The following is a 19368-nucleotide window of genomic DNA, read 5'->3' on the forward strand; positions in this document are numbered from 1 at the left end:
CATGAACAAAACAACAAGTATAAATTTAGGAGGTTTCTTTTTTCACATAGATGAAGATGCTTATCAAAAATTAACACGCTATTTTGATGCTGTTAAACGTTCGCTTTCCTCAGAAGGAAGAGACGAAATAATAAACGACATTGAAAGTAGAATTGCCGAACTGTTTCAGGAGAGAATTAAATCCGAAACACAAGTTATTCGTTTAAAAGAAATTGATGAAATTATTGCCATCATGGGGCAACCAGAAGATTATATGATTGATAATGAAGAAACTAATCATAGCAGCAATAATAAGTATAATTCAAACACAATCAATACAAGAACAAGACGTCTTTATAGAGATAAAGACAATGCTATTTTAGGTGGAGTTGCTTCTGGGTTTAGCCATTATTTCAATATTGATCCGTTATGGATACGCATTTTATTTATAATTTCACCATTCATTAGTTTTGGCACTTCATTAGTTATTTATTTAGTTTTATGGATTTTAATTCCTGAAGCAATAACAACATCGCAAAAACTAGAAATGAAAGGTGAACCCATTAATATTTCAAACATCGAAAAGAAAGTAAAGGAGGGAATTGAAGATATTGCGGGAAAGTTAAACAACCTAGATCATGAAAAAATTGCCAATACAGCAAGAAGTGGTGCAAATCAAATTGGCTCAAAATTGAGTGACCTTTTTTTAAGCGTTTTTAAAATAATGGCAAAAGTTCTAGGTGTCTTTATGATTTTCTTTTCATCAATGGCTTTATTGGGAATTATCATTGCTAGCGTAATAATGATTTTTTCATCTTCATTACCAGATGCATATATATTTAATCATATTCATACTCCAGTAGATTTTGACATACCTATTTGGATTCAGGGAATATTACTTTTATTAACTACTGGAATACCTTTATTATTCATATTAATTTTAGGATTAAAACTTTTAGTAAGCAATATGAAATCTATTGGTAACTATCTAAAATATTCACTTTTAGCAGTTTGGATTGTTGCCATTATTGGAGCTAGCTACCTTGGTATTAAACAAGCAACTGCAATTGCCTTTGATGGCAAAACTGTTAAAAAAGAGCAAGTCTATATGCAACCTACTGATACTTTACATGTAAGTATGCAATACAATAATTATTATGCAAAAAGCATTAACCACAGAAGAAGCGGTGGAGAATATAGACATGATGAAAAAAATAACGAGATCATTTATTCTACGAATGTGAAAGTATATTTTCTAAAAACGAACGAAAATCAGCCTTTTATTCAAGTTGAGAAATCAGCAAGTGGAAAATCGCATAAAGAAGCTATAAATCGTTCAGAAAAAATAAAGTATAATTTTGAAATTCAAGGAAATAGAATTAAATTAGATAATTATTTTGTAACCAATTTTGAAAATAAATTTAGAGATCAAGAAGTAGAAATTTATATTTATCTTCCTGAGGGCACCTATTTAAAACCAGACAAAACAATACAAGATTTCAACTGGACAAATCGTTATAGTTATGATGACAATTTTTTTAATATTTATTTTGGAGACGGTGAAAATGTATATAAAATTGAAGATAACGAAGCAGTTTGCTTAAACTGTGAAGAAGAGGAAGAAAATTTTAATGAAGAAGATGATTTCAACATAGAGAAAGACTCTTTAAATGAAAATGTAACAATTAAAGTAAACAACAAAGAATTAAAAATCAAGTCTAAAGATGGTAAATTAGACATTCAACTTAAAAAATAACAAATAAAACAACTATAAAAACTAGCAATCATGGTTAAATTAATTCTACAAATCACAAAAGTTATTGCCACGATCCTTACTGCGTTATTATTACAATCTTGCATTAACGGAAATTGGGTTGGAGACTCTATTAATGGAGACGGAAACGTTGTTGCAATAGAGAGACCAATTAATGATACATTTAATCGCATTTCTGCTCAAACTGGATTAGAAGTATATATTACTCAAGGTAATGCTGTTAAAGTTCTTGTTGAAGCCGATGAAAATCTCCAAGAACATATCTTTACCAAAGTAAATGATGGTGTTCTTGAGATATATACCGACACAAGTATAAACATTTGCGATTCGAAAAAAGTATTTGTAAAAGTTGTTGACCTAGACGGCTTAAAATCTTCAAGCGGAGCAGAAGTTAAAAGTAACAGTCCTTTAAAATTTGAAAAGTTAGAACTGTCCTCTAGTAGTGGTAGTAGCATTGAATTAGATTTGAATTCAAATAATGTTTCTTGTGAAAGTAGTAGCGGAAGCAGTATCACTTTAAATGGAAAAACAAATCACCTATCGTCCGATGCTTCTAGTGGTAGTGCAATACATTTAGAGGATTTTATTGCAAAAAACGCCAAAGCAAGTTCTTCAAGTGGAAGTTCAATAACTATAAACGCAATAAATGAATTAAAAGCAGATGCATCAAGCGGAAGTAGTATTGAATTTATTTCTAAACCCAATTCATTAATCGTGGACGAAAGTTCTGGGGGAAGTGTTAGTCAAAAATAACATTCGAAAAAAACATCAGTTAGCGCTGATGTTTTTTTTTATATTTGTCATAATATTAAAACAATCAATCACTATTCGTATATGGAATGGTGTTTGTACCCTTACAATAAAAAATTTAAAAATTATCATGATAAAAAGAATTACGTTACTGTTTTTAGTCCTTTTCGCAACAACTTTCACTTTTGCGCAAAAAAAAGAAAAAATTAAAGGGTCAAAAATTGTCACTCACACTATCAAAAAAGTAGAAAATTTTGAAAATATAGAAATAGAAGACAATATTGAAGTTTATCTTGTGAAAGCAGATTCTGCTTCGGTTGAAATTGAAGCAGATGACAACCTACACGATGTTGTTAATTTTTCTGTAGCAGGAAACACACTTAGAATCTATACCCTAAAAAATATTAGTGGGGCAAAAAAATTCACTATCAGGATTAATTATGCAGCCCAGCTAACTTCTATAACAGCAAAAAATGACTCAAAAGTTTATGCACTAAACGAGTTACAATTAGAAAACATCACAATAAGAAATTTTGATAATTCTTCTTCGTTTTTAAACGTAAACTCTTCTTCGTTTACTTTGGTTTTAAATGACAAAGCTGAAGCCGAAATTAATGTTAAATCTAAAAATACCTCATTAGAGATTAGTAAAAATGCTATATTAAAAGCCTTAGTTGCTTCACCTGAAGTAAAACTAGACATGTATGAAAAAGCAAAAGTAAAAATTGAAGGTGACGCAGAAATTTTCAAAATTAGATTAGACAACAACTCCAATTTAACTGCCGATAAGTTTACTACAAAAACAATGGATTTAACTATTGAAGGATATTCAAAATGCGAAGTAAACGTTATTGACTCTATTGCTATTGATGCTTCGGGAAAAACGGATATTGAATTATATGGTGAACCAAAAATTGAAATGAGAAAATTTACAAACAATGCCACTTTATATAAAAAAGAAAAATAATGAGACAGTATATTGTATTCTTTTTATTCCTTACATTTTCTGTATTTAGCCAAAAAGCATCCACATTTCCAGATGATTTTTTTGGAAAGTACAAAGGAAAACTTAACATACACAATGCAAAGGGGAGTCAGGTTATTGATATGGAATTGCATTTATTACCTACAGATAGTGTTGGGAAATATGTTTATACCATTATTTATAAATCTGAAAAAATAGATCAAGAGCGAAAATATACACTTATAGAAAAAGACAATACAAAAGGTTCTTTTGTTATTGATGAAAATAACGGAATTATCCTAAATGCTTTTGTAGCAGACAATACCTTGTATTCCATATTTGAAGTACAAGGTAGTTTACTCACAACTACAGAACATTTTAAAGACAATTATGTTGATTTTGAAATAATGTATACGCAAAGAGACAAAGTTGAAAAGACTGGAAAAAACACAGAAGAAGTTCCAGAAGTACTTTCTTTTCCTGTTATGAGTGTACAAAAAGCACGTTTGTTTAAAGAATAGTTATTCTAAAATTTTAATCTCATATATATTTGGCCACATTTTACCTGTAATAAAAAATGTTTTCTTTGCTTTATTATAAGCAATACCATTCATCTCTAAGATTAAATTTGATTTATTTTTTGCATCATAATACAAACCTGAAAGATCAATAGAACGCACGACCCTACCGTTTTTAATATCTATTTTTACAATTCTATTTTGGGTATATACATTAGCATATATAAAACCTTCAACAAATTCTAACTCATTTAAATTCTGTAACGCTAAACCGTTTTCAGTAACTTTTATTTTTTTAACCGATTTCAAATCCTCAACATCAATAAAAGTCAAAACATCTGTTCCATCGCTCATTACCAAGGTAGCATCATCAATATTTGTTAAACCCCAACCTTCATTACTATCAAAAGTAAATGTGTCAATTTTATCAAATGTAGTAGCATCATAAACAAATCCCGTTTTATTCAAATAAGTCAATTGGAAAATTTTATTGTTCGCTTTAGCAATTCCTTCTCCAAAATACTTTTGTTTGTCTAATTTAGCTTTAACATCAATCTTTCCTGTTGCTAAATCTACAATTCCAAACACAGACTCTGTTTCAGGTAAACTTTTAGGAGAACCTGTACCTTCATAAAGAATAGCATCATCAAAAAACAAACCTTCTGTAAAAGCATTTAAATCGTGCTGAAAAACATTTTTAATTTCATATTGTTTTTTCTCAATAACAATAGATGCTGTGCTTCCTTTTTTATCCTGACAAGCAACAGTTAACAAAAACAACGATACAACTAACAAACGAACATCCATAAAATAAGAATTAAAAAAAATGTTCAAATGAATATCACTTGAACATTGATTGAATAAAATTACTACTTGTTTTTCTTAAAGGAAAACATTTAACAACACTTTAATCTTTAAAAAAATAGAATAATTCGTCGATATTATATTGTTGTCCCATTAAATAGTTATTGAATATTTTTACTGGTGCATAATTGAATTCATTATCAACACACCATTGAAATTGTTGCATTAATTGCCTGTTTTCTTGGTTAAAATCGTTTGTTTTTTGCCACTTCTCTTTCCAAACTTCCATTTCCATTTTTTCAATATGCCAATCATCAAGTGCCTGAATTACATCTTTACCTTGATTATTTAATTTTAAAACGCTTCTTGCGATATCTAAATAGGGATTATCTTCATTACTCACATTCAGATTATAAGAAATAGCTAATTTTAATTGCGTAGGATATTTCAGCCATAGCTCTTTAGCGGCTTTATAAGCTGTGTGGCAATGAGGACAACTTGGACTTAAAAACAATGAAATTACATTTTTAGCACTTGATTCTCCAATTGTTATTTTCTCTAAAGCATTAAATTGGTCAACATTAGTAATACTTTCACTTGTTTTGTAAAAAACCTCTTCATTACGTTTAAAACGAAGTAATGCATTTAGTTCTACTTCATTTTCGTTTCCTTTTTGAATCCATTTTTTTAATAGAAACCATGAAAAACCAATAATTGAAATTAAGAGCAATGCTTTAATTGTATTTTGTATTGTAAAAGATAATACATTAAAATACATTAAGAATAAAATTCCATTTGCGATTAACAATCCCGAAATCACTAAACACAATAAGCACCATTTTTTCAAACTAAACTTTTGCAAATAGATGGAATAAATGAGCACTGGAAATGATAATAAACTTACCAAACCAATTATAGCTCCTAATTGTAAACCAAAAAGTAAAGCAATGAATGAGAAACTAAAAAACAATACGGGTAAGTCTACAAACTCAACATATTTTGAAAAAGTATACGATTTAGACTTAATGATAGAATCACAAGAAAACTCTTCACTAATTGTACAAAATTTAGATTCTTTTTTATCTTTAGCAAAATAGGTTTCTAAGATTTCTTTTGTAACGAAAACTCCAATTCCAGCAATGATTAATAATATTGTATGAAGATGATCTTTTAACTGAATTGAAATCGACAATAGGATTAAAACAACCAAAAAACCAGGAAGAAATGATTTTGTATTTTTAAATGAGTTCACTATTTCATCATTCTCATTTTCTTCTACTAAAAGCACAATTCCTGTCCAATGTTTTTCAACTTCTTCCCTAGAAATTGTTTTCATTTTTCCTTCTTCATCTTCAATAGAAAATTCACTTTCCACTCTTGTCAGCAAATACAAAGCTGATTCATCAAATTTCAGTTCGGTAATAAATGAGTTAGTCAATTCATCAAAATGTTCAAAAGGAACGTTTGCAGCAATATTTTCTATATTTAGAAAACTCAACCCATCTGTAATAGCTAACAAACTAGGGTAGTTTGGATGCGATTGATAAAATTGCTCAAAAGCTATAACTTTTGAAGAATAATTTGAATTTTGGAGGTATTTAATTACTAATTTAAGCATGTTTTATTGTTTGTTTGTATTCCCAAAAGTAAAAAAAACATCGTTATAAAAAGAATGTTTTTTCTAACTTTATCTAAATATATTACATATATTTTTCAAGTTCTTTCGTAATTTCTTCACTTTCTGGTCCTGGAGCGTTATCATTTACTAATTTTCCGTTTTTATCATAAATAAAATATCTTGGTATTGTTTTTAAGAGTATATCTTTATATAATTGTGCTTCAGGATAATTGGTCGCAAAAAAATTAGTAGCTCCATTCAGTTGTTCTTTTCCAGCAGCTTTTTGCCACGCTTCCAAATTTTTATCGATACTTATATATACAAATTCAATATTTTTATATTTTTCATGAAGCTTTCTTGATGCTGGCATAGCTGCTCTGCAAGGTGCGCACCAACTTGCCCAAAAATCGACATAGACTACTTTTCCTTTATACTTTGAAATAATATCTTGTAACAGCACTTCTTTTTTATTTTCATTTAATAAAGTAACTGCTGTCGATTCTTTACTTTCTTTTTTATTTGATATCCCATAATATTTCTCTTCAATAGTCTTTATTAAAGTCTTATCGGAAATATTCGATGCAAATAATTGAAAATATTTCTCAGCATCTGGTTTTGAAAAATTACTTATTATTTCTTCTAAAAAAGTATACAATAAAAAATCTTTGTTCTTTGGTTGTATGCTATCTATCTTAAGAACATTATCGAAATTAATTCGAAAGTCTACAAATGCCCCATTACTTTTATTTACAGTAGTAACTGGGTATTTGTTATAGAAACTATACAATAGATAATTAGAATATTTTTCTACCGCTAAATTAATAGTTGCATTAAAAATACTATCTTGTTTTTCAATGTTTCTATATTCTTTAAAAACATTAATTTGATAGATTTCATCTTCAATACTATTTTTATTTTTTAAAGCATTAAAATGATTTAAAATTGATGCATTCCTAGCTTCATACTCTTTTTGAGCATTTTCTGTTTCTTGCTTGTTTCTTTTCCTTTTGTTTTTCTCAAAAAAAGAAAGTCCACTCTCAACTAATGGATATTCTAAATTTCTTTTAACATATTCATTTGCTCCTAAACTATCTGCATTCTTATTCAAATAGGTAATATACGGAGCATCATCTGGGTAGTTAAAAACAGCTGTATCACCAGGCTTTAAAATATAGGTAGTAGAAAAATGAACATGAAATGGATGTTGCAAGTATATTTTATTTTTAGTAGCAATGGTTACTGTATCTGTCTTATTTAGATTATCAATATTTAATTCATTACTGACAAACTCATTATTTTCTCTATAAACCATTTTTGCTAAACTGTACATAACAGAACCATCAACATCTTTAATAGAATCTTTATCGTATGTTCTTTCTTTAAAAACAAGAGTAATTGTGTTTTTCTCTGGAATACTTTGAGTCGTCTCTTTCTTCTTTTCTTGAGAACAAGAAAAGTTTGAGAGGATTATTAAAAAAAGTAAAAATCTCATAATTTGTTTTATTAAGATTGCCCGTAATTGAGCAACCTTTTTACTATTAATACCAAGAAGCAGAACCGCAACTTGAACAACACCAATAGCCTCCATTTGCAACTGCAACAGCCATTGCAGTATCTTTACTAACATCTTTTTTTATTATAGGAGATTGTCCATAATTACATTCTGGACCATGATCTCCTCCCGCTGTACATTTAGGAATATAATACGCACAAGTTCCTGCACCTTCAACAGTTTTCATTTGTTCTTTTGAAAGCAATGTAACCCCAGTTAAATTTAAAATTGATTTTCTCATTTTATTTATTTTATAATGTTAAAACTATCTAGGCATTTAAAGTCAACTAGATTTCTGACTATTCTTGCAAGAGATATTTTTAAACTCAATTAAATCTATGAGTTTTTATTTACATATTTATAGAAACAAATTTAAACAAAGTCAATCTTAAAATAGATACAGAAAAAATATACTTTTTATTAAAGTTTAAGAATTATTACACAAAAAACTTACCTTTATATACATTAATAGACAGACTATTATTTATATAACAACGTAAAAACCAATATTTTATTCCACAAAAAAACCATTCTAAAAAGAAATAATCTCCTTAGAATGGTTCTGCTATTAACACGAGTAAAGAAAACAGATAAAAGATGATAGACTTATCTACTTTGTATCAAGAGATTAAGCAGTTTCTACTTACGTTATACTCCCGTATCCTTACTGTTTCCGTGTTATAATTCTTAGTGTTTTGCTGCTAAATAACGTTCAGCATCTAAAGCAGCCATACAACCAGTTCCAGCCGCTGTAATAGCTTGTCTGTACACATGGTCTGCCGCGTCTCCTCCAACAAAAACTCCAGAAATATTGGTTTTAGAAGTTCCAGGAATATTTTTAATATATCCTGTCTCGTCTAAATCTAAGTAATCAGCAAAAATATCGGTATTAGGTTTGTGACCAATGGCAACGAAAAATCCTGTTGCAGGAATTTCTGTTATCTCACCTGTTGTTCTATTTTTAGCTTTTACACCTGTAACCACTTGTCCGTCTCCTATGACTTCTTCGGTTTCAGTATGCATTAAAATTTCGATATTAGCTGTTTTTCTTACTCTTTCTTCCATGATTTTTGAAGCTCTAAATTTATCGCTTCTTACTAACATGGTTACTTTTTTACAAATATTTGATAAATAATGTGCTTCTTCGCAAGCACTGTCTCCTGCTCCAACAATTACAACTTCTTGATTTCTATAGAAAAACCCATCACAAACTGCACAAGCAGAAACCCCTCCTCCTAATTGTAAATATTTTTGTTCTGATGGCAATCCTAAATATTTTGCAGATGCTCCTGTTGAAATAATTACAGTTTCTGCGTGAATCTCAATAGTATCATTAATCCAAACCTTGTGAATATCACCAGAGAAATCTACTTTTGTAGCCCAACCATCGCGAATGTCTGTACCAAAACGCTTTGCTTGCTCTTGCAATTGAATCATCATTTCTGGTCCTGTTACACCGTCTGGATAACCAGGGAAATTTTCTACTTCGTTAGTCGTTGTTAATTGGCCTCCTGGTTGTTGCCCTTGGTATAACACTGGCGACATGTTTGCTCTTGCTGCATAAATGGCAGCAGTATAACCCGCTGGTCCTGAACCTATAATTAAACATTTTACTGTTTCTATTTTATCTGACATAGTATTTTATTATTTTTTAGAAGTATCAAAAGTACTAATTTTAAACGAAACGAAAAGTAGTATAGGTTACAAAAAAAGTTATTTGATAATAAGATTTATTTATTCTCACTAAATTTATTTAGCAACACATCGAAACTCACTTTTTCTTGTTCCCCAGATGCTAAATCTTTAACTGTAAATTGGTTATTTTTCATTTCTTCCTCTCCTACCAAAACCGCAAACGGAATGCCTCTTTTATCTGCATGTTGAAATTGTTTTCCAATTTTAGCTTTGTCTGGGTACATTTCTACTTTTACACCTGCTTGCCTCAATTTCGCAATGGCTTTCATGGCATATTTTGCTTCTTCCAATCCGAAATTTAAAAACAATGCCTTTGAAGTTGCGTTTACTGTTGCTGGAAACAAACCTAATTGTTCAATTACCAAAGCGATTCTGTCTAGACCAAAAGAAATACCAACACCACTCATGTTTTTCAAACCAAAGATACCCGTTAAATCATCATAGCGTCCACCACCACCAATAGACCCCATATCGACACCTTTTGGTGCAGCCACTTCAAAAATAGCACCAGTGTAATAATTTAAACCTCTTGCTAAAGTAACATCTAAATCTAAAGTTGCGGTTTGCAAACCAATTTCGGTTACATTATCGCAAATAAACAATAATTCTTCTACTCCTTTCATTCCTTCTTCAGAAGATGCTAATAAATCACCTAGTTTTGCAATCTTTTCAGAAATAGTTCCTGTAAAATTGAATAACGGTTGCACTTTTTCAATAGCAGTTTCAGAAATCCCTTTTTCAAGCATTTCTTTTTTTACACCGTCTTCACCAATTTTATCTAATTTATCTAAAGCAACTGTAAAATCGATTAACTTATCAGAAGCTCCAATAACTTCTGCTATTCCAGATAAAATTTTACGGTTGTTTATTTTAATGGTAACTCCGTTTAATTTTAATTGACTAAAAACAGCATCATATAATTGCACTAATTCCACTTCTTGCCAAAGGGAATTCGACCCAACTACATCGGCATCACATTGATAAAACTCTCTAAAACGTCCAAACTGTGGATTATCTGCTCTCCAAACGGGTTGGATTTGATATCTTTTGAATGGGAATTCAATTTCGTTTTGATGTTGTACTACATATCTAGCAAAAGGAACAGTTAGATCATAACGTAATGCTTTTTCAGAGATTCTTGATGTAAATTTATTTAATTCAATACGTTGTTCTACAGAAATTTTTTCAGCCGAATTTATTTGCAAATCAGTTATTGATTCTGGTAATTGAATTTTATTCTTATTGTAGAAAAAATTCCCAGAATTCAAAATTTTAAAAATCAATCGATCGCCTTCTTCTCCGTATTTCCCCATTAAGGTTTCCGAATTTTCAAAAGAAGGTGTTTCTATAGGTTGAAAACCAAATTTTTCGAAATTGGTTTTTATGGTACTAAATATATAGTTACGTTTTGCAACTTCAACAGGTGAAAAATCACGTGTTCCTTTTGGTGTGCTTGGTTTTTGAGCCATCTTTGAATTTAGAATTTGAATTTAGAATTTAGAAAATTAAAATGCGATAAATAAAGTGCTTAAAACTTACTTATACTTCTCATTTTCTACTCTTTTCCTAGTATTTTTAATAATGGTTACAAATATAGAAACTAATTCGTTGGCTTCAAGGATTGCACTTTTGATTTTATCATTTTTTAATAAATTTCTTTCTTGAATGATTTCTAAGCAAAATAAAGTCTCATCCGCTTCTTCCAAAACTACATTTGTTTTCGATAAAAATTCATTATCACTTCTAACGCTACAAGAAGCCCTATAATTAGCACCAACAGAAGTCTCAGATTTTGATATTTGGTAAATAATAACTTTCGAAGATGCATTATAAGGAATCTCGTCAACAATATCTAGAATATTTAATGTGAATCTTTTTGTTCTAGATTTTAAATCTTTATCACTCAAATGTGTTTTCTTTGAAATTTTAAAAAACTATTTCTTACTAAATTCCCTAGTAACAATTCTGTTTTTTGCCCCTTCTAAATTCTAATTTCTAAATTCTAAATTTATTTGTGTAACAAATCTTCTTCTTTAAAGTCTAATAGATGTTATGGTAGGATTATTTAAAGAAAACACAAGAATTGCACTTGACTCTATAAAGGGGCAAGCATTGCGTACAGCGCTAACTGTTTTAATTATTATGATAGGAATTACCTTTTTAGTAGGGATTCTTACATTAACTAAAGCTTTAGAAAATAATTTATTTGGAAATTTTGCTTCAATGGGAGCCAATACTTTTTCGATTAGTCGCTATGATTTCTCGGCAGAAATTAATCAGAATGATGTAGATCAAAAAGTAAATCCTATCATTAGTTACCCAGAAGCCAAAGCTTTTAAAGATAAATTCAATTTCCCTTATACTTCTACCTCACTTTCTTTTACCGCAGCAACAGGCATTGAAGTAAAACACCAAGGAGACAAAACCGATCCAGAGATTAGTGTTTTGGGTATAGATGAAAATTTTTGTCCAAACAAAGGACTTGAAGTCATTAAAGGGCGTAACTTTAATACTTTTAATGTTCAAAACAATAATTATGTTTGCATTTTAGGTTCCGATTTTGAAAAAGGGCTTTTCAAAGACAAAAATCCGTTAGAAAAAACGATTTCTATTCGTGGAGCAAAATTTAAAGTGATTGGTGTTTTAAAAGAAAAAGGATCTACATTTGGAAACAGTCAAGATTTACGTGTTTTGATTCCAAATCAAATTGCACGCTCTATTTTCTCTTCTCCAAATATAAATTATGATTTAGATATTAAAGTACACAACGAAGCTTTACTAGATGAAGCTGTCGATGATGCTACTTTAACAATGCGATTGGTTCGCAAATTAAACCCGATACAAAAAAACAATTTTGGCATTGAACGTAGCGACGATTTGATTCAAACCTTAGGATCAAATATTGCAATGATTAACTTAGTTGCTATAATTATTGGTGCTATAACTGTTTTTGGTTCTACTATTGCTTTAATGAACATTATGTTGGTTTCTGTAAGTGAAAGAACAAGAGAGATTGGCATTAGAAAATCGCTAGGTGCCAAAAGAAAAACTATTGCTTGGCAATTCTTTACTGAAACCTTCATCATTAGTCAAATTGGAGGCATACTTGGAATAATTTTTGGAATAATACTCGGAACAGTAATTTCTGCTCTTGCCGGTTTTTCATTTGTTATTCCTTGGCTAGCTATGTTTGCTGCATTTGTAACCACGTTACTAGTTACTATTATTTCAGGCTTGTATCCTGCAATAAAAGCCTCTAAACTAGACCCTGTTGAGGCACTTCGTTATGAATAATTTTAAAGAGGATATTACCACAAAATTAAGCCAATATTTAGACGAATTTGGCATTTTAACTTCAGAAGAGATAGCTAATTTCTTAAGCTTATGCGAATATAAAACCCTAAAAAAAGGGGATTTATTTTCAAAAGAGAACACCATTTGCAATCAAATTGGCTTTGTGCTTTCTGGAATTTTTAGATCGTATTATTACTCTACTGAAGAAGAAGAAGTTACCTATTGTTTTATTTTTCAAGATAGTTTTATAACCGCCTACTCTTCTTTTATTTCCCAACGAAAAACACAAGAAAACATTCAAGCAATTACTGATATTGAAATGTTAGTCATTTCGAGAGCTGCAATTACAAAACTAGAACAAAGCAGTGCAAACTGGTTGCGTTTTTTAAAATTCATTGCAGAACAAGAATACATCAACCTTGAGAGAAGAATATTCATGTTGCAAAAAGAAAAAGCAGAAACAAGATATAGAGACCTCATTGAAAACAAACCGCAATTCCTGCAACACATTCCTTTGCATTATCTGGCTTCTTATCTTGGTGTTACACAAAGACACTTGAGCAGACTCCGAAAAGAAATTACCTAATTAGACAAATGTCCTTTATTATGATTGGTATTCGTTTTTACTTTGTTGAAAATTTAAACCATGAAAAAAATACTTATTATAAACGGACATCCGAATGCAGAAAGTTTCAATTTTGCTTTGGCTGAAGCTTATAAACAAGGTGCAAAAACCACGAATGCATCTATTGAAGAAATTAATATTCGAGAATTACAATTCAATCCTAATTTAGCGTTTGGTTACCAAAAAAGAACAGAACTAGAGCCCGATTTATTAGAAGCAATAGACAAAATCAAAAAAGCAGATCATTTAGTTTGGGTTTTCCCGATGTGGTGGTATGGTTATCCTGCAATAATGAAAGGATTTATTGACCGCACGTTTTTACCAGGAATCACCTTCGATTTTAAAGAAGGAAAAGCTTTACCTGAAAAACTACTGAAAGGAAAAACAGCAAGAATCATTATCACCTCAGACACTCCAAAATGGTATGATTCATTATTTATGAAAAGCCCTGCAATTAATCAATTCAAAAAAGGAACACTCCAATTTTGCGGCATAAACCCTGTAAAAGTAACATATCTCTCTGTAGTTAAAAACGCTACTATTTCGCAAAGAAAAAAATGGTTAGAAGAAGTAACTAATTTAGGCAAACAATTAAAATAAAAAACTACAAAGTACAACGAATCATTCTATCATTACCATAGAAATCTTTTTTCAATTCAATATTTTGGAAACCAAGTGCAGCTAATAAATTTACTGTTTCCTTTCCAAGATATTGATTGATTTCAAAATATAAAACTCCGTTTTCTTTGAGTCCTTTTTTAGCTAAAATTGCAATTTTTCTATAAAAAAGCAAAGCGTCATCATCTTCAACGAATAATGCCAAATGCGGTTCATAGTCTAATACGTTCTTTTTAATTTCTTCTTTCTCTAAATTCCGAACATAAGGAGGGTTAGAAACAATAATATCGAACCTAGTTCCGATTTCTTCTAAACTTTCTAATTTTAAAATATCGGTTTCAATAAAATGAATAGCAACTTTATTTAATGTTGCATTTCTTTGTGCAGTTTCCAAAGCTTTTTCAGAAACATCAATTGCAAAAACAGATGCTTTTTGAATATTTTTCTTTAATGAAATAGGAATACAACCTGTTCCCGTACCAATATCAACAATTTGTATGTCATCATCTTTATTGTCTTGCCTTTCAATTATCCAATCTACTAACTCTTCCGTTTCTGGACGTGGAATTAAAGTGTTTTCATTGACAAAAAAGGGCAAACCATAAAACTCTGTTATTCCAAGAATATATTGAATTGGTTTTTCATTTTTAAGTTCACGAAGTATTTTATTCCATTGACCAGCTTGAGCATTACTTATTGAAAAATCAGGTTGCAATGCTAAATCTACTCGTTTCATTTGATGCAGATGTTCCAAAATAATGAAAAAGAAAGACACTACTTCATCCTTCCCAAACAACTCATCTAATTCTTTATGAAAATTATCTTTTATTTTTTTTAAAAGCATTTTACTTTTTTTAATTTATATTTCCTTCGTCATCCAAACTTCACAACTATTATGCCCAGTATTTCCCAAAGGAGCATCGATGGCCTCAAAACCTAGATTAAGATATAATTTTTGAGCTGCTTTCATAAATGAAAGTGTTTCAAGATAGCACAATGTAAAACCATTTTTACTTGCAAAATCCAAACACCTTTCAATTATTTGCTTTGCGAAACCAGTTCCTCTTATTGCTGGAGAAAAATACATTTTTTGCAATTCACAAATATGCGTTGCTCCATTCTCTAGAGGAGCAATCCCACAACCACCAACAACAACCCCCTCATTTTCTACAACATAATAAATAGCTCTGTCCTCTTGATATACTTCAAAAAGTGTATCCAAGATAGGATCTGCATAGGCTGTTCCAACTTTTGGGGCATCTAATTCGTCAAAAACATCACGAATTACTTTTGCAATTTGCAAATTATCTTTTTGCTGTATTTCCCTTATATTCATAGAAATAATTTTAAAAACAAAAGTAAGCAAATTGACATGATAGTAACAGGAATTATATCTTAAAAATAGTACTTTTGCACTATGGAGAATCATGAATTTTACATGAAACGATGCATTGAACTTGCTAAAAATGGCTTAGGAACAACTTATCCTAATCCTTTAGTGGGAAGCGTAATCGTATATGACGGAAAAATTATTGGAGAAGGTTGGCATAAAAAAGCGGGTGAAGCTCATGCAGAAGTAAACGCAGTAAATTCGGTAAAAGACAAATCTTTACTTGAGAAAGCAACCATATATGTTAGCTTAGAACCTTGCAGTCATTATGGAAAAACTCCACCTTGTTGTGACTTAATTATTGCATACAAAATTCCAAATATTGTAATTGGTACAATTGATCCTTTTGCAAAAGTAGCTGGAAATGGCATTAAACGCCTACTAGAAGCTGGAAAAAAAATTACTATTGGCATTTTAGAAGAAGAATGCAAAGCATTGAATAAGCGTTTTTTTACGTTCCATCAAAAACAAAGACCCTATATTATTTTAAAATGGGCAGAAAGTAAAGATGGTTTTATTGCACCAAATACAACTGAACGAGAAACAGTACATGAAAAACTGAGTCCAGTTTGGATCACAAACCCCTATTCTAGGCAACTGGTACATAAATGGCGATCAGAAGAACAGGCTATACTTGTGGGGACCAAGACCGTTCTACAAGATAATCCTAAATTAGACACACGAAATTACAAAGGCAATCATCCTATAAGAATCGTATTAGACAGAAAAAACATAATTGACAATTCTTTTCATGTGAAAGACCACACCAGAACAACAATAATTTACACAGAAATCAATAATTTAACAAATTCAAACAACATAATTTATGATAAAATAAATTTTGATACTGATTTTTTATTAAATTTAACAAAAAATCTACATAAAAAAGAAATACAATCTATAATTATTGAAGGTGGTTCAAAAACACTCCAAGCTTTTATAGATGAAAATTTATGGGATGAAGCACGTGTTTTTACAGGAAACATTTTTCTGCTATCTGGCACTAAAGCCCCAGTTTTCAACGTAAAACCCCAAAAAAGCTTCAACATAATGAATGATGAAATTAAATTTTACGAAAACTATGATTGATACTATTATATTTGATTTTGGTAATATTTTTATTGATATAGACTATAATCTTACTCAAGAAGCGCTAAAAAAACTAGGAGTTAAAGAATGGAATACCGAATTAGACACTTTAAACAAAGAATATGAAATTGGAAAAATAAACGAATTTCAATTTATGCAAGGCATACAAAAACACACCAACAATGCCGATATTATAGAAATTAAAGATGCTTGGAACGCTTTATTGCTGGATTTCCCTTTAAAAAGGCTCGAATTTCTTCAAATGATTGAACCTAAATATCGTATTTTCCTTTTAAGTAATACCGATTCAACACACATCGACCAATTTGAACATAAATTTGGTGAGTCATTTGCTCGTGATTTTTATAGCTGTTTTGAAAAAGTTTATTTTTCATTCGAAATTGGAAGAAGAAAACCGGATGAAGCCACCTATAAATATGTTTTAAACTGCCACAATTTAACTCCAAAAAAAACACTTTTCATAGATGACAGATTAGAAAATATTGAAGGAGCAAAAAAATGTGGTCTCCATACATGGCATTTAAATCCAGAAAAAGAAAACATTACACAACTTCTTGACTATATAAAATCTATTCATGATTAATTTACTATTTGCAATACTTTTTTCTAGTAGTTTGTTTATTATTCTTAAATCATTTTCAAAATTCGACATCAATACATTTCAAGCTATAGTTACAAACTACATTGTTGCATCCACCGTTGGCTTTTTAAACAACAACAAACTTTTTAACCTTCAAAACACTCTAGAAAAAGAATGGCTTGGTGGCAGTGTCTTCTTAGGGGTAATTTTCATAATAGTCTTTTTTATTATTGGAAAAACATCACAAAAAAATGGTGTTTCAGTGGCTTCAGTTGCCAGCAAAATGTCTTTGATAATCCCCATTCTTTTTGGAATTTTATTCTTTAAAGAAACAATAGGAATAACAAAAATAGCAGGTGTTTTCATTGCACTTGTTGCTGTATATTTCACAACAAAAAAAGATCAAGGTACTATCAAAGTTTCTAATTTCACGCTTCCTATCTTGTTATTCCTAGGAACTGGTTTTACTGATACGAGCATTAACTATATTCAAAAAAGCTGGGTCATTCCAGAAGACAACGCATTATTCTCTTCTTTTACTTTTCTATTTGCTTTTTTATCTGGACTAAATATTGTTATCATTCAATTGTTTCAAAAAAAAGCCAAACTGCAATTTAAAAACATCTTAGCTGGAATTATTCTAGGAATACCCAATTATTTCTCTATATATTTCCTCCTTAAAGCACTACAATCTCCAGAGTTTGAAAGCGCAACTTTATTTACACTTTTAAATATAGGAGTAATTTTACTAACCACTATATTTGGAGTAATTTTATTTAAAGAAAAATTATACAAAAACAATTATTTAGGAATCTTTCTTGCTATTTTAGCATTATTCCTAGTTACTTATTAAAATGAACGAATCTTTTAACGACCTCTATAAAACACTTGCTTCACCCTCTGAAGAAATCTTATTTAAAGAAAAAAACAGTAAATTCTTTGGATATGCTTATCCAGTTTCTAACGAAGAAGAAGTGAAAGAAATTATAACAGAATTAAAAAAACAACATCATACTGCTCGTCATTGGTGCTATGCTTTTCAAATTGGAACCGAATCCATTTACTACAGAGCTAATGATGATGGAGAGCCAAACAATAGTGCTGGAGCTCCAATTTATGGACAAATTCAATCTTTCAATGTTACCAATACACTCGTTGTTGTTGTACGCTATTTCGGAGGAGTAAAATTAGGTGTTGGTGGATTAATTTCTGCTTACAAGACAGCTGCTCAAATGGCATTAGAAAATGCAGACATTGTTGAAAAAACCATAAACACACATTATAAAGTTTATTTTGATTATAAAAACATGAACAAAGTAATGCGTGTTATTAAAGAACAAAATTTAGATATAATTTCTCAAAAAATGGAAATGAGTTGCGAAATTGAAATTGCAACACGAAAACAATATGCAGAAAAAATAGAAGAAATATTTAATTCACTATTTGAAATAACCATAAAAAAAATTGCCGAATAACTACATTCGGCAATAAAAAAAAATTTAAAGCGCTTTTAATTTCTCAAGAACATACTCTGGAGGCAACATTGGTTTTCCTGTTTTCATATCTACAAAAACCAACATTGAGTAACCCGTTGTTAATAACTCTTGGTTTTCATTATAAATTTCATAGTCAAATTCTATCTTAACACTTGTCTGACTTCTTAATATTGTTTTAACCATCAATAGATCATCATAACGAGCTGGTTTTTTATAATCCATACTTAAAGAAACTACAGGAAGCATGACACCGTTTTCCTCCATCCATTTATAAGAAAGCCCCATATTCCTAAGCCATTCCACTCTTCCCATTTCAAAATATTGAGCATAATTCCCATGATAAACCACTCCCATTTGGTCTGTTTCTGCATATCTCACTCTTACTTCAAATTGATGTTCTTTCATTCTAATATTTATATTTAATTAATTCTCTTATACCTAGCCTACAATTTTTTTTCCTAAAAATCAATAGGGTTTCTGTTTTTTTTTACCAAAAATTGTTCACATATTTGTCCTCACGATTACAAAGCTATTAACTCACATATTCTTTGTAAGTCAACTACTATAAAATCTAAAAAGAACAATAAAAAAAAGCAAATAT

The 19368-nt window shown here is 30.1% G+C and carries 21 protein-coding genes; 11 read left to right on the forward strand and 10 right to left on the reverse strand.

The window, feature by feature from the left end; translation table 11 throughout:
- Position 1 precedes the first annotated feature (1 nt).
- From ACZ49Z_RS20415 to ACZ49Z_RS20430, 4 genes are all read left to right on the forward strand, one after another.
- Positions 2–1735 carry a PspC domain-containing protein gene (locus tag ACZ49Z_RS20415; RefSeq protein ID WP_464306136.1) on the forward strand — a complete coding sequence of 578 codons (1734 nt, stop codon included), beginning with the start codon at positions 2–4 and terminating at the stop codon, positions 1733–1735.
- Between the two features lie 30 nt (positions 1736–1765).
- Positions 1766–2506, forward strand: a complete 741-nt coding sequence (locus tag ACZ49Z_RS20420; RefSeq protein WP_464306137.1) for a head GIN domain-containing protein — start codon at positions 1766–1768, stop codon at positions 2504–2506.
- A 127-nt stretch (positions 2507–2633) separates the two neighbouring features.
- Complete coding sequence (locus tag ACZ49Z_RS20425) at positions 2634–3470, forward strand: GIN domain-containing protein (RefSeq protein WP_464306138.1); 837 nt, start codon at positions 2634–2636, stop codon at positions 3468–3470.
- A complete protein-coding gene (locus ACZ49Z_RS20430) occupies positions 3470–3988 on the forward strand; it encodes a hypothetical protein (protein ID WP_464306139.1) in 519 nt (172 codons plus the stop codon). Before ACZ49Z_RS20425 ends, ACZ49Z_RS20430 begins: the two co-directional genes overlap by 1 nt.
- Here the strand turns inward: ACZ49Z_RS20430 and ACZ49Z_RS20435 are convergent, their stop codons facing one another.
- The 7 genes from ACZ49Z_RS20435 to ACZ49Z_RS20465 form a co-directional block, all read right to left on the reverse strand.
- Positions 3989–4792, reverse strand: a complete 804-nt coding sequence (locus ACZ49Z_RS20435) for a glutaminyl-peptide cyclotransferase (RefSeq protein ID WP_464306140.1) — start codon at positions 4790–4792, stop codon at positions 3989–3991.
- Between the two features lie 100 nt (positions 4793–4892).
- Entirely contained in the window at positions 4893–6407 is a 1515-nt protein-coding gene (locus tag ACZ49Z_RS20440; RefSeq protein ID WP_464306141.1) for a vitamin K epoxide reductase family protein, read from the reverse strand.
- An 82-nt stretch (positions 6408–6489) separates the two neighbouring features.
- Positions 6490–7899 carry a TlpA family protein disulfide reductase gene (locus ACZ49Z_RS20445; RefSeq protein ID WP_464306142.1) on the reverse strand — a complete coding sequence of 470 codons (1410 nt, stop codon included), beginning with the start codon at positions 7897–7899 and terminating at the stop codon, positions 6490–6492.
- 46 nt (positions 7900–7945) lie between these two features.
- Entirely contained in the window at positions 7946–8200 is a 255-nt protein-coding gene (locus ACZ49Z_RS20450) for a hypothetical protein (RefSeq protein WP_464306143.1), read from the reverse strand.
- Between the two features lie 446 nt (positions 8201–8646).
- Positions 8647–9594: a thioredoxin-disulfide reductase gene (gene trxB, locus ACZ49Z_RS20455; RefSeq protein ID WP_464306144.1), complete on the reverse strand. Its 948-nt coding sequence runs from the start codon at positions 9592–9594 to the stop codon at positions 8647–8649.
- A gap of 95 nt (positions 9595–9689) precedes the next feature.
- Positions 9690–11123: a histidine--tRNA ligase gene (hisS, locus tag ACZ49Z_RS20460; protein ID WP_464306145.1), complete on the reverse strand. Its 1434-nt coding sequence runs from the start codon at positions 11121–11123 to the stop codon at positions 9690–9692.
- A 66-nt stretch (positions 11124–11189) separates the two neighbouring features.
- A complete protein-coding gene (locus ACZ49Z_RS20465) occupies positions 11190–11561 on the reverse strand; it encodes a four helix bundle protein (protein WP_464306146.1) in 372 nt (123 codons plus the stop codon).
- A gap of 145 nt (positions 11562–11706) precedes the next feature.
- Here ACZ49Z_RS20465 and ACZ49Z_RS20470 point away from each other — a divergent pair, with 145 nt between their 5' ends.
- From ACZ49Z_RS20470 to ACZ49Z_RS20480, 3 genes are read left to right on the forward strand one after another with little or no spacing between them, the layout of a single operon-like run.
- Positions 11707–12948, forward strand: a complete 1242-nt coding sequence (locus tag ACZ49Z_RS20470; protein WP_464306147.1) for an ABC transporter permease — start codon at positions 11707–11709, stop codon at positions 12946–12948.
- Complete coding sequence (locus ACZ49Z_RS20475; RefSeq protein ID WP_464306148.1) at positions 12941–13534, forward strand: Crp/Fnr family transcriptional regulator; 594 nt, start codon at positions 12941–12943, stop codon at positions 13532–13534. The genes ACZ49Z_RS20470 and ACZ49Z_RS20475 overlap by 8 nt, the downstream gene beginning before the upstream one ends.
- Positions 13535–13594: 60 nt before the next feature.
- Entirely contained in the window at positions 13595–14173 is a 579-nt protein-coding gene (locus tag ACZ49Z_RS20480) for an NAD(P)H-dependent oxidoreductase (protein ID WP_464306149.1), read from the forward strand.
- A gap of 4 nt (positions 14174–14177) precedes the next feature.
- Here ACZ49Z_RS20480 and prmC read toward each other — a convergent pair whose 3' ends face one another.
- Positions 14178–15035, reverse strand: coding sequence for a peptide chain release factor N(5)-glutamine methyltransferase (gene prmC, locus ACZ49Z_RS20485; protein ID WP_464306150.1), 858 nt, complete (start codon positions 15033–15035; stop codon positions 14178–14180).
- A gap of 15 nt (positions 15036–15050) precedes the next feature.
- Complete coding sequence (locus tag ACZ49Z_RS20490) at positions 15051–15527, reverse strand: GNAT family N-acetyltransferase (protein ID WP_464306151.1); 477 nt, start codon at positions 15525–15527, stop codon at positions 15051–15053.
- 81 nt (positions 15528–15608) lie between these two features.
- Between ACZ49Z_RS20490 and ribD the strand changes: the two genes are divergently transcribed.
- From ribD to ACZ49Z_RS20510, 4 genes are read left to right on the forward strand one after another with little or no spacing between them, the layout of a single operon-like run.
- Positions 15609–16670, forward strand: a complete 1062-nt coding sequence (gene ribD, locus ACZ49Z_RS20495) for a bifunctional diaminohydroxyphosphoribosylaminopyrimidine deaminase/5-amino-6-(5-phosphoribosylamino)uracil reductase RibD (RefSeq protein WP_464306152.1) — start codon at positions 15609–15611, stop codon at positions 16668–16670.
- The gene (locus tag ACZ49Z_RS20500) at positions 16663–17274 is read left to right on the forward strand and encodes an HAD family hydrolase (RefSeq protein WP_464306153.1); all 612 of its coding nucleotides are present in this window, start codon (positions 16663–16665) and stop codon (positions 17272–17274) included. The genes ribD and ACZ49Z_RS20500 overlap by 8 nt, the downstream gene beginning before the upstream one ends.
- Positions 17267–18124, forward strand: a complete 858-nt coding sequence (locus tag ACZ49Z_RS20505; protein WP_464306154.1) for an EamA family transporter — start codon at positions 17267–17269, stop codon at positions 18122–18124. The genes ACZ49Z_RS20500 and ACZ49Z_RS20505 overlap by 8 nt, the downstream gene beginning before the upstream one ends.
- 1 nt (position 18125) lies before the next feature.
- The gene (locus ACZ49Z_RS20510; RefSeq protein ID WP_464306155.1) at positions 18126–18746 is read left to right on the forward strand and encodes an IMPACT family protein; all 621 of its coding nucleotides are present in this window, start codon (positions 18126–18128) and stop codon (positions 18744–18746) included.
- A gap of 24 nt (positions 18747–18770) precedes the next feature.
- Here the strand turns inward: ACZ49Z_RS20510 and ACZ49Z_RS20515 are convergent, their stop codons facing one another.
- Positions 18771–19172: an acyl-CoA thioesterase gene (locus tag ACZ49Z_RS20515; protein WP_464306156.1), complete on the reverse strand. Its 402-nt coding sequence runs from the start codon at positions 19170–19172 to the stop codon at positions 18771–18773.
- Positions 19173–19368: the final 196 nt, after the last annotated feature.

It is taken from the genome of Flavobacterium sp. KY-23415, from assembly GCF_055384985.1.